Origin of the sequence: Mycetohabitans endofungorum (assembly GCF_002927045.1) — a bacterium.
Taxonomy (GTDB): Bacteria; Pseudomonadota; Gammaproteobacteria; order Burkholderiales; family Burkholderiaceae; genus Mycetohabitans; species Mycetohabitans endofungorum.
On the sequence record NZ_PRDW01000001.1, the window covers coordinates 38,724 to 55,592 of the forward strand.

Consider the following 16,869-nt stretch of genomic DNA (forward strand, 5'->3'; position numbering starts at 1 on the left):
TGTCGCGCGGGCGCGGGGCACATGTCGTCGGCCCCAACACGCGTCGCCGCGCACCTTGCCGGTACACAGCGACCCAGCGCTATCTAATTCGGTCGGTGGCGGACGTCGCGAAATCGCCGCCCGGGCCGGGGCCGCCACGTTGCTCGGGCTGCTTGGCGGGATGGGTTGGCACCGCCGCCCAGTCGGGGTCGGCCGGCGCCCGGTCGCCTTGCGTGGCGAAGTATTCACGGGCGGCGGCAACATCGCACGCGATCGCCCGGCCGAGCGCCTCCAGGTCCACAAACTTCTGTTCGTCGCGCAATTTCTCAAGGAATTCGACCCGCACCAGCTTGCCGTACGCGTCGCCATGCCAGTCCAGCAGATGCACTTCCAATAGGACGCGGCCGGAATCGTCCACGGTCGGGCGCCAGCCCAGGCTGGCTACGCCAGGCAACGGGCCCGCCTCAATGCCGTGCACCTGCACAATAAAGATGCCGGCCAGCGCGGGGCGCTTGTGCGAGATCGGCAGATTCAGCGTCGGAAAGCCCAGGTCACGTCCCAGTTTCATGCCATGCACGACGTGGCCGCTGATTACAATCGCCCGGCCGAGCGCGGTGCGAGCCGCCGCGAGGTCGCCCGCAACGAGCGAGGCGCGCACGGCCGAGCTGGAGATGCGCGCGCCGGATGGGTCCGCCACGGTGGGCATCTGCTCGACCTCGAAGCCATACTGCGCGCCGGCCGCCTTCAGCGACAGGAAGTCACCGGCGCGCTTTGCCCCGTATCGGAAGTCGTCGCCGATCATCACCCAGCGCGCGTGTAATCCGTTGACGATGATGTGCTCGACGAACGCGGCCGGCGACTGGCTGGCGAACGTATGATTGAAATGCTCGACGACGACCCGGTCCACGCCGTTGCGCCGCAATGCCTCGAGCTTATCGCGCAGCATCGCGATGCGCGGCGGTGCGCCGGCCGGGTCGAAGAACTCGCGGGGGTGCGGTTCGAACGTCATCACGCAGACCGGCAGCGCGCGCGCGTTGGCGGCGGCGCGAACCCGCGCCAGCAACGCCTGGTGGCCGCGATGCACGCCGTCGAAGTTGCCGATCGTCAACGCGCAGGGCGCGCGGCTCTCGGCATTTGGAAGACCCCTGAAGACTCTCACGATGATTGGCCGGTCGGGCTGCGGCGTTCGATCGCCGCGCCGACGCATCGCGCCGGCGCGTTGCCGCAAAGCCCACGATTATAAACGCTCGCACCCGATTTCGGCGGGAACCGGCGGATCGGCGCAGGCAGCAGGGGCGCCGATGATAAAATCCATGGATGAAAAAACTCGTCATCCTGATTTCCGGACGCGGCTCCAACATGGAGGCGATCGTACGCGCGTGCGCCGTGCAACGCTGGCCGGCGCGCGTTGCCGCGGTCGTGTCCAACCGCCCCGACGCCGCAGGCTTGGCGTTCGCTGCTGCACACGGCATCGCCACGGCAGTCGTCGACCACACGCAGTTCGACGGGCGCGATGCATTCGATGCGGCGCTGGCGCAGGTGCTGGACGCGCATGAGCCGGACCTCGTCGTGCTGGCCGGCTTCATGCGCGTGCTAACGCCGGCGTTCGTCGAGCGCTATGCGGCCCGCATGATGAACGTGCATCCATCGTTGCTACCGAGCTTCACGGGTCTGCATACGCATCAGCGCGCATTGGACGCGGGCGTCGCGGTGCACGGCGCCACGGTCCATTTCGTGACCGCCGCACTGGACCATGGCCCGATCATTGCGCAGGGCGTGGTGCCGGTGCTCGCCGGCGACGATGCCGCTGCGCTTGCTGCACGGGTGCTGCGCTTGGAGCACGAGCTCTATCCGCGCGCGGTGCGCTGGTTTGTCGAGGATCGGCTGCGCGTGCGTGACGGCCGGGTGGAGTTGGCGGCTGCCGAGCCACGGCTGCTGTTTGGCGGGAACACGGTATGAAGCTACATGGATTTTTGATCGGCCAGACCGAGGCGTTGCTCGCCGACGTACTGAAGTTTGCCGGTCCGGCCGACGCGGCCACGAGCCGATTCTTTCGCGCGCATCCGAAGCTTGGCCACGCCGAGCGTGGGGTGATTGCCGAGGCGGTATTTGCGGTGCTGCGCCGCAAGATGGAATATGGGCATTTGGCCGAGAGCGGCAGCGGCACGCCGGCACGTCGGCTGGCGCTGCTTGGCTTGATGCAGACCGCTGGCCTGAACGCGTTGCGCCCGCATGTGTCGCAACAGGAATTCGCGTGGCTCGACCATGTGTCGAAGATCGATCCGGCGAGCCTGCCGGCGCGCGTGCGCACGAACCTGCCGCCATGGATCGAGGCTGCGCTGGGCGTCCGTCTGGCAACCACCGATGCCGGGCCGGATGCGGTGGCGCAGGAGCTGGCGCGGCTCGCCGCGGCGCTGAACTATCCGGCGCCGCTGGACCTGCGCGCCAACCCGATCCGCGCCAATCGCGATGCGGTGCTCGCCGCGCTGGCGGAGGCTGGCGTGCAAGCGGAGCCGACGCCGTATGCGCCGCTGGGTATCCGGGTGGCCGGCAAGCCTGCGATCCATACGTTGGCCGCTTTCCAGCAAGGATGGTTCGAGGTACAGGACGAGGGCAGCCAGCTGTTGTGCCAGCTAGTCGCGCCGCGCCGCGGCGAGATGGTTGTCGATTTTTGCGCCGGAGCGGGCGGCAAGACGCTCGCGTTGGGTGCAATGATGCGCTCGTCCGGGCGGCTGTACGCGTTCGATGTGTCCGACAAACGGTTAGGCAAGCTCAAGCCCAGGCTCGCGCGTAGCGGCTTGTCGAACGTGCACCCGGTCGTTATCGATAGCGAGCATGATGTGAAGATCAAGCGGTTGGCCGGCAAGATCGATCGCGTGCTGGTCGATGCGCCATGTAGTGGCCTGGGTACGCTGCGCCGCAATCCGGATCTCAAGTGGCGTCAAACGCCGCAATCGGTCGCTGAGTTGACGGTGAAACAGGCATCGATCCTCGCCGCCGCCGCGCGACTGCTCAAGCCGGGCGGACGGCTTGTCTACGCGACGTGCAGTTTGCTTGGTGACGAGAACGAGGGCATCGTCGAGTCATTCATCGCGGCTCACCCGATGTTCGAACGCGTGCCGGCGAGCCGGGTGCTGGCCGATCAAAAGATCGCGCTCGATACCGGCGATGACCTGACGCTGTGGCCGCACCGGCACAGCACCGACGGCTTCTTTGCGGCAGTGATGCAACGGGTGGCGTGACATGCAGGATCGGATACTGACCCACCTGTTCGGCGACTTGATCCGCGACCTCGGCCAGCCGGCGATGCTCTGGCAAGTCGTTGCGCTGATCGGCGCGCTAGCGCTGGCATGGGGGCTTGCCGGTTATGTCCGCAAGCGGCTGGATGCGTATCGACGCGCCCGCAACGCGGCGGTGCGTTTCGGCGCGGATGGGCTGAACAAGGCGTTATTTCCGTTCCTCGGCTGGTTGATTGTGGGCGGCACGGGGCTTGTGTTAGGTCAGGCGATGAAAACGCCGCTACTGGAACTCGCGCGGGTACCGCTGTTCGGTATTGCGCTGATCTATGTGGCGTTGTACCTGATGCGCCGGGTGTTTTCCCGGGACGGGCACTTGCACGGGCTCGCGTACCTGGTCGAGAAAATCGTCACCGTGCTGGTATGGGCCGGCATGGCGCTGACCGTGATGGGCATTCAGGACGAAGTGCTGCACTGGATGGCCAGCGTGCAATTTCGCGTGGCCACCGCGCACGTGAGCCTGTTGTCGCTGTGCAACGGCCTGCTGTGGGTCATGATCGCATTGATCGGCGCGCTGTGGGCGGGCCGCGCGCTGGACGAGCGGCTGCTGCGGGCCAACTCACTTGATGCGAACCTGCAGGTCGTGCTGTCGCGCATCGGTCGTGCGTCGTTGATCCTGGCCGCGGTGCTCGTGAGCCTGTCGATCGTTGGCATCGATATCACTGTACTTGGCGTATTCGGCGGTGCACTCGGCGTCGGGCTGGGCTTTGGATTGCAGAAGATTGCCAGCAACTACGTGTCGGGGTTCATCATCCTGCTGGACCGCTCGCTGCGGCTCGGTGATACGATTTGCGTGGGCGGTCTGCAAGGCCGGGTCACGCAGATTCGCACCCGCTACACAGTGGTGCGTGGGCTGGATGGCGTCGAGACGCTGGTGCCGAACGAGAAGCTGATCACCGACATCGTGCAGAACCAGTCGTCGTTCCTCACGCGCGGCTGGACCAAGGTGTCGGTCCAAGTAGCGTATGGTACGGACGTGGACCTCGCGATGCGCGTGCTCGTCCAAGCCACGCAGGGTGTGGAGCGCGTGTTGCAGGATCCGGCGCCTTGCCCCTATCTTGCCGGATTCGGTGCCGACGGGATCAACCTGGAGCTGGGATTCTGGATCGCCGAAGCGGCACTCGGCACCACGTCGGTGCGTTCGGCCGTCAACTACAATATCTGGGCGGGTTTCAACGCGCACGGTATCCGTGTTCCGTCCGCGCAGCACGAGGTGCGGATCCTGAATGCCGCCGCCGTCAAATCGGCGCCCGCCGCCATTGAACCGATGCCGGTCGCCACGGTCGAAGCAGGAAAACCAGCTTGATTCCTTTTCTATGTCACGCATTAGGGTATGTCGCGTACCAGGAGCTGCGACTGTGTGCCGCGCAACAGCAAATCATTTTGTGACAGGCGCTTGCGCCTGATCAGGTAGAATCCTGAACTAGCCCTTTCGCTGACCGCCGTGGCAGGTCACGTCCGATGCTTCAATCGGGCGGTTTTTCCGATTTTTTGGGTATTATTTTCTGGGTATAACTTTGCTGAATTCCGTGCTTGATTTCGTTGCCCATGGCCTGCTGAACTGGTCTTGGTGGCAAATCGTGCTCTATACGCTCGTGATGACGCACATCACGATCATCGGTGTTACCGTCTACCTGCATCGGCACCAGGCGCACCGCGCGTTGGACATGCATCCGATCGCCAGCCACTTCTTCCGCTTCTGGCTATGGCTGACCACGGGCATGGTCACCGGTCAGTGGGCGGCGATCCATCGCAAGCATCATGCGAAATGCGAGACCGACGAGGATCCGCACAGTCCGCAGACGCGCGGGATATGGAAAGTGCTGCTCGAAGGCGCCGAACTGTACCGCGCCGAGGCGAAGAACGAGCAAACGCTGAAGAAGTACGGGCACGGTACGCCGGACGATTGGCTCGAGCGGCATGTCTATGCGAAGCATGCAGTGCTCGGCGTGACGATTATGGCGTTGATCGACCTAGCGCTGTTCGGCATCGTCGGCATTTCGGTGTGGGCCATCCAGATGGTGTGGATTCCGTTCTGGGCCGCCGGCGTGGTCAACGGCCTCGGCCATTTCTGGGGCTACCGCAATTTCAACTGTGCGGATGCGAGCACGAACCTGTTTCCGTGGGGCATCCTGATCGGTGGCGAGGAATTGCACAACAATCACCATACCTACGCGACGTCGGCCAAGCTGTCTAACAAGTGGTACGAGTTCGACATCGGCTGGGTGTACATCCGGATCATGTCTGCATGCCGGCTCGCGAAGGTGAAGAAAATCGCGCCGACGCCGAGGCTGGCGGCGCGCAAGGCGGCGCCAGACCTGGACACATTGCACGCGGTGCTGGCCAACCGCTACGAGGTGATGGCGCGCTACGCGAAAACGGTCAAGCGGGTGTACCGGCAGGAGTTGGCGCAGTTAAAAGAATTGGGCGCGCGCGAGAAGTATGCGCTGATCAAGGGCGCGCGCAAGTGGATCCACAAGGACGAGGCCGGTCTGGACGAGCCGCAGAAACGGCAGTTGGTGCAGATTTTCGCCAGCAGCCAGCGCCTGCGCACATACTACCAATTGCGCACGGAACTCGCGCAGATATGGGATCGCTCGAACGCGTCACGCGAGCAGTTGCTGGCGCACTTGCAGGACTGGTGCCATCGCGCGGAGCAAAGCGGCATCCAGGCATTGCAGGAATTCGCACTGCGCTTGCGCCGCTATGCGTAAAGGCAGGCGTCGGTAAATTCCGTTACACTTGGAGTCCGTCCTGCCACAAAAACCCCGCACAGGCGGGGTTTTTTTGTTTCGGCGCACGATGAGGCAACCCGCGTGCATCACCGGGATAACGCGGGCGGTGGCGCGGGCGATGATATTGAGCAGCGAGAGGATGACGATGGACCAGCGTTCGATCAAGACGGTCGAGTTCGACAAACCGGTGATGCCCGGCGGGGCTTGCAGCGTCGGGCAGGCATGGGCGCGCGTGCCGCAGAGCCCGTCGACGGCCGAGCGCGCCGAGCTGCGCGCGTGCATCCGCGAGTGGTTGATTCGGCAGCAGGCCGTGCTGGTCGCCCATTATTACGTCGACCCGGAGCTGCAGTCGCTAGCGGAGGAAACCGGAGGGTGCGTCGCCGATTCGCTGGAAATGGCCCGGTTCGGCCGTGATCACGACGCCCGTACCCTGGTCGTGGCCGGCGTGCGTTTCATGGGCGAGACCGCGAAGATCCTGAGCCCCGAAAAACGCGTGTTGATGCCGGACCTGGATGCGACGTGCTCGCTCGATCTAGGTTGTCCTGCCGACCAGTTTGCCGCGTTCTGCGACGCCCATCCCGACCGGACCGTCGTCGTGTACGCGAACACGAGCGCGGCGGTTAAGGCCCGTGCGCACTGGATGGTGACTTCGTCAATCGGGCTGGATATCGTCGCTGCGCTGCATGCGCGCGGCGAGAAGATCTTGTGGGCGCCGGACCGCCATCTGGGCGGCTACATTCAGCGCAAGACCGGCGCCGATATGCTGATGTGGCAGGGCTCGTGTCTCGTGCACGACGAGTTCAAGGGGGTTGAGCTTGACCTGTTGCGCGCCGAGCATCCGGACGCCAAGGTACTTGTGCATCCTGAGTCGCCGGAATCGGTCGTTGCGCAGGCTGACGTAGTCGGCTCGACCACGCAACTGATCGACGCGGCGAAGGCGCTTGACGCGACCCGCTTCATCGTGGCTACCGACCTGGGCATCCTATACAAGATGCAGGCGGCGGCGCCGGGCAAGACGTTCATCGCCGCGCCGACCGCGGGCAACAGCGCGACGTGCAAAAGCTGTGCGCATTGCCCATGGATGGCGATGAACGGCCTCGCTAATCTTGCCGCCGTGCTGCAGTCCGGTGCGAACGAGATATTCGTCGATCCGGCCATCGCCGAGCGTGCGCGGATGCCGATCGACCGCATGCTGGACTTCGCTGCACAGAAGAAGCGCAATGTGCGGGCCAGCGGCGACCTGGCGCGCGATGATGCGTTATTTCGACATATGGGGGCCGCATGATGGGCGTGACCGGGATGGGCAGCGAGATCCGCACGGTGGCGGCGCCACAATGGGATGGCTATGAGCAAATCCGTCACGACTACGGTGATGCGTTGATGACCGCGCTGCGTCAGAACGTGCAGGACGCGCTGGCGGAGGATGTTGGCGCATGTGACTGGACGGGCTTGCTCGTGCCTGCAGACGACGTGTTCGATGCCCGGATCATCGTGCGTGAGCCCGCGGTGCTGTGCGGCGTACTCTGGTTCGCCGAAGTGATGCGCAGCGTCGATGCCCGCATCGAACTGTCATGGCATTATCGCGAAGGCGAATGGATGCGCGCCGATACGCCGGTGTGCTCGTTGCGGGGCCCTGCGCGCGCACTGTTGACGGCTGAGCGCAATGGCTTGAACTTCCTGCAATTGTTGTCCGGCGTCGCGACGGCCACGCGCCGATACGTCGAGGCGATTGCCGGCACCCGGGCGCGGATTCTCGATACGCGCAAGACGCTGCCTGGCCTGCGGCTGGCGCAAAAGTATGCCGTTCGGGTCGGCGGCGGTGACAACCAGCGGCTGGCACTGTATGACGGCATCCTAATTAAGGAAAATCATATTGCGGCCGCGGGCGGTGTCGCCGCTGCGCTGCAGGCCGCGTATGCATTGCAGGCGGGCGTGCCGGTGCAGGTCGAGGTCGAGACGCTCGAACAGCTGCGAGTGGCACTGGCGCATCGTGCTCAATCGGTGTTGCTGGACAACTTCACGCTGGACATGATGCGTGATGCGGTTGCGCTGAACGATCATCGGGCGTTGCTTGAGGTCTCCGGGGGCGTTGGCTTGGACACGGTGCGCGATATCGCGGCGACCGGCGTGGATCGAATATCGATTGGCGCACTGACCAAGGACGTGCGCGCGACCGACTATTCGATGCGAATCCTCGATCGCGCGTAGCCCTCGGTGCCGAACTGCCGCGGGTGCAGCCACGGGCGATCAGATTGAGCGGTTGCGCAATCGCTTCGGGCTCAGCACCGTTGGCATCGCTTTAGGTAACGCCTGCTCCCAGTCGCGGCTGAAATGCAAGCCGCGGCTTTCGAGCCGGGAGCGGGCGCTGTCGACGATCAGCAACGCAACATCGACCAGGTTGCGCAACTCGAGCAGGTCACGGCTGATACGAAAATTCGCATAGTACTCGTGGATCTCGTCGCGCAGCAGCGCCAGTCGGTGCTTCGCCCGTGCCAGCCGCTTGTCGGTTCGCACGATGCCGACATAGTTCCACATCAGCCGCCGCACCTCATCCCAGTTGTGAGCCACGACGACCTCTTCGTCGGCATCGGACACGCGGCTCTCATCCCACTGCGGCAATTTGAGATTGTGCGCGGTATGAAACCCCGCGTCTTCGATGGCTCGCGCCGTGGCTCTGCCGATTACCAGGCACTCCAGCAGCGAATTGCTTGCAAGCCGGTTGGCGCCATGCAAGCCCGTATAGGAGGTTTCGCCGACCGCATAGAGTCCGGTGAGATCGGTTCGGCCGGCCAGGTCGGTCACGATGCCGCCACACGTGTAATGGGCGGCCGGCACGACGGGGATTGGGGCGCGCGTGATATCGATGCCGAACTGCTGGCATCGGGCGAGGATTGTCGGGAAGTGCTTGTGCAGGAATGCAGCCGGTTGGTGACTGATATCGAGATAGACGCAATCGATACCGCGCTTCTTGATTTCGAAGTCAATTGCACGGGCGACGATGTCGCGTGGTGCCAATTCCGCGCGCTCGTCATGCTGCGGCATGAAGCGGGTGCCGTCCGGCAGCTTCAGCAATCCGCCTTCGCCGCGCACCGCCTCGGAAATGAGGAACGAGCCGGCATACGGATGGTACAGGCAGGTCGGATGGAATTGAATGAACTCCATGTTCGCCACCCGTGCACCGGCCCGCCAGGCCATCGCAATGCCGTCGCCGGTCGCGGTATCCGGGTTCGTCGTATATAAGTACACTTTGCCGGCGCCGCCGGTGGCTAGCACGGTGTGCGGTGTCTCGATCGTCAGTGTCTTGCCGCTGTCAATGTCGAGCACGTACAGCCCGAAGCAATGCCGGCCCGGCAACCCGAGCCGGTCGGACGTGACCAGGTCGATTGCGCAGTGATGCTCGAGCAGCGTGATGTTCGGGCGTTGACGGGCTTGCTCGATGAGCGTCGACAGCACCGCATGGCCGGTGGCATCGGCCGCGTGAATGATGCGCCGATGGCTGTGTCCGCCTTCGCGCGTCAGGTGAAACCCCAATTCGGCGTTATCGTCCTTGGTGAACGGCACGCCTTCGCCGATCAACCATTCGATCGCCGCGCGTGCGTTCTCGACGATGAAGCGCGTCGCGGGTTCGTCGCATAGGCCTGCGCCGGCGACCAGCGTATCGCGGACATGGCTGTCGATGCTGTCTGCCGAGTCCAGCACGGCTGCGATGCCACCTTGCGCCCAGTCGCTAGCACCGTCGGACAGGGCCCGCTTCGCGATGACGGCGACCCGACAAGTGGGCGCCAGGTTCAGCGCCACACTTAACCCGGCCAGTCCACTACCGACGATGACGACGTCGAAATTCATTGGGATGGTCTCCTCAAACCCTACGTGACGGGTCCGGACCCGTACGCCGAAACGAAGGAGCATACCCCGATGCGACACGACGTGCAAAAAGCAAAAGACCCCGGAGTTCGGGGTCTTTTGCTCTTCGTCAGGCTCTACAGTCTCGAGAGACGTTGAACTTCCGATCGGCGGGCCAATCGGAAGCCCCATAGATCCATTATTTGATCTTCGTTTCCTTGTATTCCACGTGCTTGCGCGCGACCGGGTCGAACTTCATGATCGCCATCTTTTCGGGCATCGTGCGCTTGTTCTTCGTCGTGGTGTAGAAGTGACCGGTTCCGGCCGTCGATTCCAGCTTGATCTTGTCGCGAGCGCCTTTGGCCATGTCGCAGCTCCTTAAGCTTCACCGCGCGCGCGCAGGTCTGCGAGCACGGTGTCGATGCCATTCTTGTCGATCAGGCGCAGGCCCGCGTTCGAAACGCGCAGCCGCACCCAGCGATTTTCGCTTTCCACCCAGAACCGGCGGCTTTGCAAGTTCGGGAGGAAGCGACGCTTGGTCTTGTTGTTCGCGTGGGAAACGTTATTGCCGACCATCGGCGCTTTCCCAGTAACTTGACATTTGCGTGCCATCAGAGCACTCCTAATACGCTTAAATTCGGGTGATACGAAAGGGGTGGTACGGGCAAACCGCAAGTCTAGCAGAAAAAGACAAGAAAAATCAACCTGCTTTGCGTCATCCGCACTGGCCGTCGCGTCGCCTGGCTATAGCAGTCCGTGGCGCGCGAGCGACAAAATGGTGTCCGATGTCACGATGAAATGATCGAGCAGCTTGATGTCCATCAAGCACAACGTATTCTTGAGCGTGCGTGTCATCGACAGGTCCGCCGCACTGGGTTGCGCCGCGCCGGATGGGTGATTATGCGCGATGATCAGCGCGGCGGCGTTGGTCTGCAGCGCGCGCCTGACGACTTCGCGCGGATAGACCGCGGCATGTGACAACGAGCCGCGGGACAACTCTTCGGCATGGATCATGCGCAGCCGGGTGTCGAGGAACAAGCAAACGAATACTTCATAGGGCCGGGTGCCAATCATCAGGCGCAGATAGTCCTCGACGATTTCGGGGCGATCCAGTGTTGCCTGCTCGCGCGATTGTTCGCCCAGCGCGCGGCGCGCGATCTCCGTGGCCGCCTGTAATCGTGCAATCTTTGCCGGTCCGATGCCGGTGACCTGAATCAGCTCGTCATGGGACGCGCTGAACAACCCGCGCAGTGAGCCGAAGCGCGCCAGCAATTGCTGACCCAGTCCGACCGCATCGCGCCCGCGACTACCGCTGCCCAGGTACAGTGCGATCAGCTCCGCGTCGGTCAGGGCGCTTGCACCGGCAACGAACAATCGTTCCCGCGGCCGTTCGTGTTCCGGCCATTGGCGGATCGGGATCGGCACATGTCGGCGCGTCGTCGAGTCGTCGGTTCCGGATTGCATTGATTAACCTCCATGTTGGTGTCGCTGCGGTGGCTTACAATGACAGCTTGCGTGGTCGCAGCCCGCGACGCGCGGTATTCAAAACTTGCGCATGAGCATCATTGATATTTCCGAGGTGAAGCCCGGTTCCCATGTCACGCTGCACTACCGGCTTTCGCTGGAGGGGGGCGCGGACATCGTCAACACGTTCGACGACAAGCCTGCGACGCTGTTGCTCGGCGCGGGACAGCTCGCGGGACCTCTGGAGGACATTCTGCTCGGCATGAAGGTCGGGCACCACTCGACCATTCGGCTGACACCGGAGCAGGCATTTGGCTTGCGTAATCCGGAACTGGTGCAGAAGGTCTCGCTGGCCACGCTGCGTGAAAATTCGATGATCGACGAGAATTTCTCCCCGGGCGATTTGGTCGAATTTAACGCGCCCAGCGGAGCGCGCTATGCCGGCGTGCTCAAGGAGGTCGGCGAGACGTACGCGCTGTTCGACTTCAACCACCCGCTGGCCGGCCAGCATCTGACCTTTGAGGTCCAGATCATCGGCATCCTGTAGGAAGCGCCATGACCGCAACAACCGAATACCCGAGCGAAATATTGCTGGCACAGCCGCGTGGATTCTGCGCGGGAGTCGACCGGGCGATCGAGATCGTCGAGCGTGCGTTGACGCTGTTTGGTTCACCGATCTATGTGCGTCACGAGATCGTGCATAACGCCTATGTCGTGGACGACCTGCGTCGCAAGGGCGCGGTATTCGTTGAATCGCTCGACGACGTCCCGGACGGTGCGACGCTGATATTCAGCGCGCACGGGGTGCCAAAGGCAGTGCGGGCCCGCGCGCTTGACCGAGGATTGCGGGTCTTTGACGCCACCTGTCCGCTGGTCACCAAGGTGCACATGGAGGTGGCCAAGCTGCGTGCTGAAGGTTGCGAGATCGTGATGGTCGGCCATCGCGGCCACCCGGAGGTTGAAGGTACGATGGGGCAGGCCAGTGCGGGCATGCACTTAGTCGAGACCGCGGCGGACGTCGCTGCGCTAGAGGTCGCCGATCCCGACCGGCTTGCATACGTGACGCAGACCACGCTGTCGATTGACGATGCAATGGACGTGATCGGCGCGCTGAAGACGCGCTTTCCCGCCATTCGCGAGCCGAAGAAGCAAGACATCTGCTACGCGACGCAGAACCGGCAGGATGCGGTGAAATTCATGGCGCCGCAGTGCGATGTCGTGATCGTCGTCGGCAGCCCGAACAGCTCCAACTCGAACCGCCTGCGCGAAGTGGCGGAAAAGCGTGGCGTGCCGGCCTACATGGTCGATGCGCCGGAGCAGATCGATCCTGCCTGGCTGGACGGCAAACAACGCGTCGGCGTGACGGCGGGCGCCTCGGCACCCGAGGCGCTGGCGCAGGCAGTCGTCGAGCGGTTGCGTCAATTGGGCGCTTGCCAAGTCCGGACGCTGGATGGCGTCCAGGAAAATGTTTCCTTCCCGTTGCCCAAAGGGCTGGCGCTGCAAATCTGAGCCACCGCGGCGCCGCCTTGCGCCTGAGGCGGCGTCGAATTTATCGTATTCCCGCGCTTCGCGTTAGCGCTGGACGAAATCGCGCATTAGATCGCGCACCACTTAAGAAGCCGGGCGGTGCGCTGCTTTGGCTTCGGCCATGAAAGCGTCGCGCAGCTCGGGTTCCAGTTTCATCGTGAAAACAGGGGTTTTTGACACGGGTTACCTCAGTCCATGAATTGATACTGGCTAGGTATATGCGATGTCAGTATCAATGGCAGCCTTCGTATTTCGCCGACGCGGCCGGCGCATGCGCTTCGCCAAATCAGGCGTGGTTTTGCGGACTGTTCTGGCGGATCGTCTAAGCCGAGCGCCGTGCCCGACACTACCATATCCTCATGTGCCGTCAGCGCAGGGATATGGCGTAGGCTGGTTTTGAATATTGTCCACTGCAAAAACGGAGTTACAATGCGCGCGTTTCGTGACCTGTTCAGGGACGAAAGTCGTCTTGCTGTAAGGCGCGGAAGACCTCTTCATGCGGAACCGATTTGTTGGCACTGTATCCGGGACGCGCTTGCGGCGTACACCGATTGCACGCAGCAGGATGAAACGAAGACTGGCGGATTTGGCCGCATCGTCATATTCGGAAAGTGGGGCCGCGATTCGCACGGGGCAGAAAATGAGTTGTCCATTGACGAAAATGGTCTGTCACTTCAATGCTATCCAAGTGGCTCATCGAGCAATCGGCATCGAGCCCGCCCGTCGCGGGTCATGCGTGCGCAACGGTTTTGGGGCCGTTGCCTACATGCAGATCGCGGCGCCAGATCGTGTGCGGCTCACTGACTACAGCGAGGTAATGCGCCACATCGAAATTGTTGACAACGGCGTATAACGCTGCGGCACCGGGCTTACCCTCGGTGCCGTTTTCGTATCCGCCACGCCAATTGACGTATTTCCATGACGAATACGCCAATGTCGTCGGCGGCAGACCTTTACCGGTTTATTTGGGTACCAGGAGCACCGCGCGCTTCGCATCGTCACGCCGCATCACCGCGGCCAGGTTGCGGTCCGTGGCGTACGGTCCAAGGAGCATTCGATGGATATTTTCATCCAACAGATCTTGAATGGTCTGGTGCTGGGCAGCGTCTACGCGATGATCGCGCTGGGCTATACGATGGTGTACGGGATTCTGGGCATCATCAACTTCGCGCATGGCGACGTACTGATGGTGGGCGCGATGGTCGCGCTTTCGGCGGTCAGCGTGCTGCAAGCGCACTTCCCCGGGCTGGGCGACGTGCTCATGCTGGTCCTTGCACTGGTGATCGCCGCAGCCGTCTGTGCGTGCCTCGGTTTCACGATCGAGAAGATGGCGTACCGGCCGCTGCGTCGTGCGCCGCGCCTGGCTCCGCTAATCACCGCCATCGGCGCTTCCATTCTGTTGCAGACGTTAGCGATGGTCATTTGGGGACGCAATCCGCTGTCGTTTCCGCAGTTGATTTCCACCGCTCCGATCAATGTCATCAAGGCCACCGATACGTCGCCCGGCGCCGTGATCTCGCCCACAGAAGTGGTGATCATCGTCACGGCGTTTGTCGTGATGGTCGCTCTGCTGCTGCTGGTGCACAAGACCAAGCTCGGACGGGCAATGCGCGCGATCTCGGAGAACCCGAATGTGGCCAGCCTGATGGGTGTGAACCCGAACTTCGTGATCTCGGCGACGTTCATGATTGGCTCGGCGCTGGCTGCCCTGGCTGGCGTGATGATCGCCTCCGAGTACGGCAATGTGCACTTCTACATGGGCTTCATCCCGGGCCTAAAGGCATTCACGGCAGCGGTGCTGGGGGGCATTGGTAATCTGGGCGGCGCCATGGTGGGGGGCGTGCTGCTGGGGCTGATTGAGCAACTGGGCGCTGGCTACATCGGCGATCTCACCGGCGGAGTGATCGGCAGTAACTACCAAGACGTGTTTGCGTTCGTGGTACTGATCATTGTGCTGGTCTTGCGTCCGTCCGGCTTGTTGGGCGAGCGCGTTGCCGATCGTGCCTGACGCGTCTTGAGGAGCACTCAATATGACTTCCATTCAACCCATCGAGCCGTCCACGACAAGGATTCTGGTCAAGAAGACGGCCAAAAACCATGGGGTCATGCTGCTGGTGACAGCGCTGGTTGTCTGTGCGCCACTGCTCATTGGCGCCGCGGGCGGGCCTTATTGGGTGCGTGTGCTGGACTTCGCGATGCTGTACGTGATGCTGGCGTTGGGACTGAACGTGGTGGTGGGATTCTGCGGACTGCTGGACTTAGGCTACATCGCATTCTATGCCGTGGGTGCCTATACGGCCGCACTGCTGTCCTCACCACATCTCACCACCCAATTCGAGTGGATCGCGTATCTGGCACCCGGCGGGCTGCACGTATCGATTCTGCTGATCGTGCCGGTGGCGATGGCCTTGGCCGCCGTGTGTGGCGTGTTGCTCGGCGCACCGACGTTGCGTCTGCGGGGCGACTACTTGGCGATCGTCACGCTGGGCTTTGGTGAAATCGTGCGGATCTTCATGAACAACATGGATCGCCCGGTGAACTTGACTAACGGTCCGAAGGGCATCACGGGGATCGATCCGGTGCAGATCGGCGGCTTCAATCTCGCGCAGACCCACGAACTGCTCGGCGTCAAATTCCCGACGGTCTACCTGTATTACTACTTGTTCGTGCTTTGTTCGCTGTTTGTGATCTTTGTCTGCACGCGACTGCAGCACTCGCGTATCGGCCGCGCCTGGGCTGCGATCCGGGAAGACGAGATCGCCGCGAAGGCGATGGGCATTAACATACGCAACGTGAAGTTGCTGGCGTTCGCCATGGGCGCCTCATTCGGTGGGCTGTCCGGCGCGATGTTCGGTGCATTCCAGGGATTCGTGTCGCCGGAGTCGTTCACCTTCTGGGAATCGGTGGTGGTGCTCGCGTGCGTGGTGCTCGGCGGCATGGGGCATATTCCCGGCGTGATCCTCGGGGCGGTGCTACTCGCGGTATTCCCGGAATTCCTGCGCTCGACGATGGGACCGTTGCAGAACGCGATCTTTGGTCATCAGATCCTTGACACGGAAGTGATCCGGCAGTTGCTGTACGGTCTGGCGATGGTGGTGGTCATGCTGTATCGACCGGCAGGGTTGTGGCCGGCGGCCAGGCATGAGGACAAGCTCGTCAAGATCGCGCGGCGCAACGGCAAAAAGGCCTTGCGTGTGTGACGCGCCTGCAGACACGGAGTAAACAGCAATGAGTGAACAAACGCTTCGACTCTCCGTGAAGGGCGTCAACAAGCGCTTCGGCGGCCTACAGGCACTTTCCGATGTCGGGTTGGAGATCCGCTCGGGCGAGATCTATGGGCTGATCGGCCCGAACGGAGCGGGCAAGACCACGTTTTTCAACGTGATTACCGGGTTGTACACGCCGGATTCGGGCGAGTTCGTGCTGGACGGCAGTCCGTACACGCCAACCGCAGCCTACCAGGTGGCCAAGGCCGGCATCGCACGCACTTTCCAGAACATCCGGCTATTCGGCGGGATGACGGCGCTGGAGAACGTGATGGTCGGGCGTTACGTGCGTACGCGTCACGGGTTGATCGGCGCGATATTGCAAACGCCGGCCGAGCGGCGGGAAGAGCGCGAGATCAAGGAGCGCGCGCTGGAATTGTTGGACTATGTGGGCGTGCTGCAGTACGCCGACTACACGGCCCGCAATTTGTCATACGGTCACCAGCGGCGGCTGGAGATCGCGCGGGCGCTGGCGACCGACCCGAAGCTGCTCGCCCTGGACGAGCCGGCCGCGGGGATGAACGCGACCGAGAAAGTCGAACTCACGCGACTGCTGGAGAAGATTCGCGACGATGGCAAGACCATCCTGTTGATCGAGCACGACGTGAAGCTGGTGATGCACTTGTGCAACCGCATGACAGTGCTGGATTACGGCAAGGTCATCGCGCATGGCCTGCCGCAGGACGTGCGCAAGGATTCGAAGGTGATCGAAGCCTATCTGGGCGCAGGGGTGCATTGAGATGGCGACGAGCGACGTGA

At 62.7% G+C, this 16,869-nt stretch carries 16 protein-coding genes; 11 read left to right on the top strand and 5 right to left on the bottom strand.

What is annotated here, in order from left to right; all coding sequences use genetic code 11:
* Positions 1–79 precede the first annotated feature (79 nt).
* The gene (locus tag B0O95_RS00190; protein WP_104076309.1) at positions 80–1,186 is read right to left on the bottom strand and encodes a bifunctional riboflavin kinase/FAD synthetase; all 1,107 of its coding nucleotides are present in this window, start codon (positions 1,184–1,186) and stop codon (positions 80–82) included.
* Between the two features lie 110 nt (positions 1,187–1,296).
* Here B0O95_RS00190 and purN point away from each other — a divergent pair, with 110 nt between their 5' ends.
* From purN to nadC, 6 genes are all read left to right on the top strand, one after another.
* On the top strand, positions 1,297–1,938 hold the full coding sequence (gene purN / locus B0O95_RS00195) for a phosphoribosylglycinamide formyltransferase (protein ID WP_104076082.1): 642 nt from the start codon (positions 1,297–1,299) through the stop codon (positions 1,936–1,938).
* Positions 1,935–3,221 (top strand): RsmB/NOP family class I SAM-dependent RNA methyltransferase, encoded by a 1,287-nt coding sequence (locus B0O95_RS00200; protein ID WP_104076083.1) that lies wholly within the window; start codon positions 1,935–1,937, stop codon positions 3,219–3,221. The genes purN and B0O95_RS00200 overlap by 4 nt, the downstream gene beginning before the upstream one ends.
* Position 3,222: 1 nt before the next feature.
* A complete protein-coding gene (locus B0O95_RS00205; RefSeq protein WP_104076084.1) occupies positions 3,223–4,581 on the top strand; it encodes a mechanosensitive ion channel family protein in 1,359 nt (452 codons plus the stop codon).
* Between the two features lie 211 nt (positions 4,582–4,792).
* On the top strand, positions 4,793–5,989 hold the full coding sequence (locus B0O95_RS00210) for a DesA family fatty acid desaturase (RefSeq protein ID WP_104076085.1): 1,197 nt from the start codon (positions 4,793–4,795) through the stop codon (positions 5,987–5,989).
* A 166-nt stretch (positions 5,990–6,155) separates the two neighbouring features.
* On the top strand, positions 6,156–7,295 hold the full coding sequence (gene nadA, locus B0O95_RS00215) for a quinolinate synthase NadA (RefSeq protein ID WP_104076310.1): 1,140 nt from the start codon (positions 6,156–6,158) through the stop codon (positions 7,293–7,295).
* Positions 7,296–7,309: 14 nt separating this feature from the next.
* Positions 7,310–8,218 (top strand): carboxylating nicotinate-nucleotide diphosphorylase, encoded by a 909-nt coding sequence (gene nadC, locus B0O95_RS00220; RefSeq protein ID WP_104076311.1) that lies wholly within the window; start codon positions 7,310–7,312, stop codon positions 8,216–8,218.
* Between the two features lie 39 nt (positions 8,219–8,257).
* On the opposite strand, the gene nadB is transcribed toward nadC, so the two are convergent.
* From nadB to radC, 4 genes are all read right to left on the bottom strand, one after another.
* The gene (nadB, locus tag B0O95_RS00225; protein ID WP_104076086.1) at positions 8,258–9,856 is read right to left on the bottom strand and encodes an L-aspartate oxidase; all 1,599 of its coding nucleotides are present in this window, start codon (positions 9,854–9,856) and stop codon (positions 8,258–8,260) included.
* A gap of 196 nt (positions 9,857–10,052) precedes the next feature.
* Entirely contained in the window at positions 10,053–10,220 is a 168-nt protein-coding gene (rpmG, locus tag B0O95_RS00230) for a 50S ribosomal protein L33 (protein ID WP_013434320.1), read from the bottom strand.
* A gap of 11 nt (positions 10,221–10,231) precedes the next feature.
* Positions 10,232–10,465 (bottom strand): 50S ribosomal protein L28, encoded by a 234-nt coding sequence (rpmB, locus tag B0O95_RS00235; protein ID WP_104076087.1) that lies wholly within the window; start codon positions 10,463–10,465, stop codon positions 10,232–10,234.
* A 132-nt stretch (positions 10,466–10,597) separates the two neighbouring features.
* Entirely contained in the window at positions 10,598–11,317 is a 720-nt protein-coding gene (radC, locus tag B0O95_RS00240; protein WP_104076088.1) for a RadC family protein, read from the bottom strand.
* A 91-nt stretch (positions 11,318–11,408) separates the two neighbouring features.
* Between radC and B0O95_RS00245 the strand changes: the two genes are divergently transcribed.
* The 5 genes from B0O95_RS00245 (at position 11,409) to B0O95_RS00275 (ending at position 16,849) form a co-directional block, all read left to right on the top strand.
* Positions 11,409–11,864, top strand: a complete 456-nt coding sequence (locus B0O95_RS00245; RefSeq protein WP_104076089.1) for an FKBP-type peptidyl-prolyl cis-trans isomerase — start codon at positions 11,409–11,411, stop codon at positions 11,862–11,864.
* 8 nt (positions 11,865–11,872) lie between these two features.
* Positions 11,873–12,826: a 4-hydroxy-3-methylbut-2-enyl diphosphate reductase gene (gene ispH, locus B0O95_RS00250; protein ID WP_104076090.1), complete on the top strand. Its 954-nt coding sequence runs from the start codon at positions 11,873–11,875 to the stop codon at positions 12,824–12,826.
* 1,075 nt (positions 12,827–13,901) lie between these two features.
* Positions 13,902–14,852, top strand: coding sequence for a branched-chain amino acid ABC transporter permease (locus B0O95_RS00265; RefSeq protein ID WP_104076092.1), 951 nt, complete (start codon positions 13,902–13,904; stop codon positions 14,850–14,852).
* A 22-nt stretch (positions 14,853–14,874) separates the two neighbouring features.
* Complete coding sequence (locus B0O95_RS00270; RefSeq protein WP_104076093.1) at positions 14,875–16,044, top strand: ABC transporter permease subunit; 1,170 nt, start codon at positions 14,875–14,877, stop codon at positions 16,042–16,044.
* 28 nt (positions 16,045–16,072) lie between these two features.
* Positions 16,073–16,849: an ABC transporter ATP-binding protein gene (locus B0O95_RS00275; protein WP_104076094.1), complete on the top strand. Its 777-nt coding sequence runs from the start codon at positions 16,073–16,075 to the stop codon at positions 16,847–16,849.
* Positions 16,850–16,869: the final 20 nt, after the last annotated feature.

What these genes read in the sequence shown, in the direction of transcription:
- B0O95_RS00190 (WP_104076309.1), bottom strand. Translation starts at nt 1,186, where the DNA reads ATGCGTCGGCGCGGCGATCGAACGCCGCAGCCCGACCGGCCAATCATC.
- purN (WP_104076082.1), top strand. Translation starts at nt 1,297, where the DNA reads ATGAAAAAACTCGTCATCCTGATTTCCGGACGCGGCTCCAACATGGAG.
- B0O95_RS00200 (WP_104076083.1), top strand. Translation starts at nt 1,935, where the DNA reads ATGAAGCTACATGGATTTTTGATCGGCCAGACCGAGGCGTTGCTCGCC.
- B0O95_RS00205 (WP_104076084.1), top strand. Translation starts at nt 3,223, where the DNA reads ATGCAGGATCGGATACTGACCCACCTGTTCGGCGACTTGATCCGCGAC.
- nadA (WP_104076310.1), top strand. Translation starts at nt 6,156, where the DNA reads ATGGACCAGCGTTCGATCAAGACGGTCGAGTTCGACAAACCGGTGATG.
- nadC (WP_104076311.1), top strand. Translation starts at nt 7,310, where the DNA reads ATGGGCAGCGAGATCCGCACGGTGGCGGCGCCACAATGGGATGGCTAT.
- nadB (WP_104076086.1), bottom strand. Translation starts at nt 9,856, where the DNA reads ATGAATTTCGACGTCGTCATCGTCGGTAGTGGACTGGCCGGGTTAAGT.
- rpmG (WP_013434320.1), bottom strand. Translation starts at nt 10,220, where the DNA reads ATGGCCAAAGGCGCTCGCGACAAGATCAAGCTGGAATCGACGGCCGGA.
- rpmB (WP_104076087.1), bottom strand. Translation starts at nt 10,465, where the DNA reads ATGGCACGCAAATGTCAAGTTACTGGGAAAGCGCCGATGGTCGGCAAT.
- radC (WP_104076088.1), bottom strand. Translation starts at nt 11,317, where the DNA reads ATGCAATCCGGAACCGACGACTCGACGACGCGCCGACATGTGCCGATC.
- B0O95_RS00245 (WP_104076089.1), top strand. Translation starts at nt 11,409, where the DNA reads ATGAGCATCATTGATATTTCCGAGGTGAAGCCCGGTTCCCATGTCACG.
- ispH (WP_104076090.1), top strand. Translation starts at nt 11,873, where the DNA reads ATGACCGCAACAACCGAATACCCGAGCGAAATATTGCTGGCACAGCCG.
- B0O95_RS00265 (WP_104076092.1), top strand. Translation starts at nt 13,902, where the DNA reads ATGGATATTTTCATCCAACAGATCTTGAATGGTCTGGTGCTGGGCAGC.
- B0O95_RS00270 (WP_104076093.1), top strand. Translation starts at nt 14,875, where the DNA reads ATGACTTCCATTCAACCCATCGAGCCGTCCACGACAAGGATTCTGGTC.
- B0O95_RS00275 (WP_104076094.1), top strand. Translation starts at nt 16,073, where the DNA reads ATGAGTGAACAAACGCTTCGACTCTCCGTGAAGGGCGTCAACAAGCGC.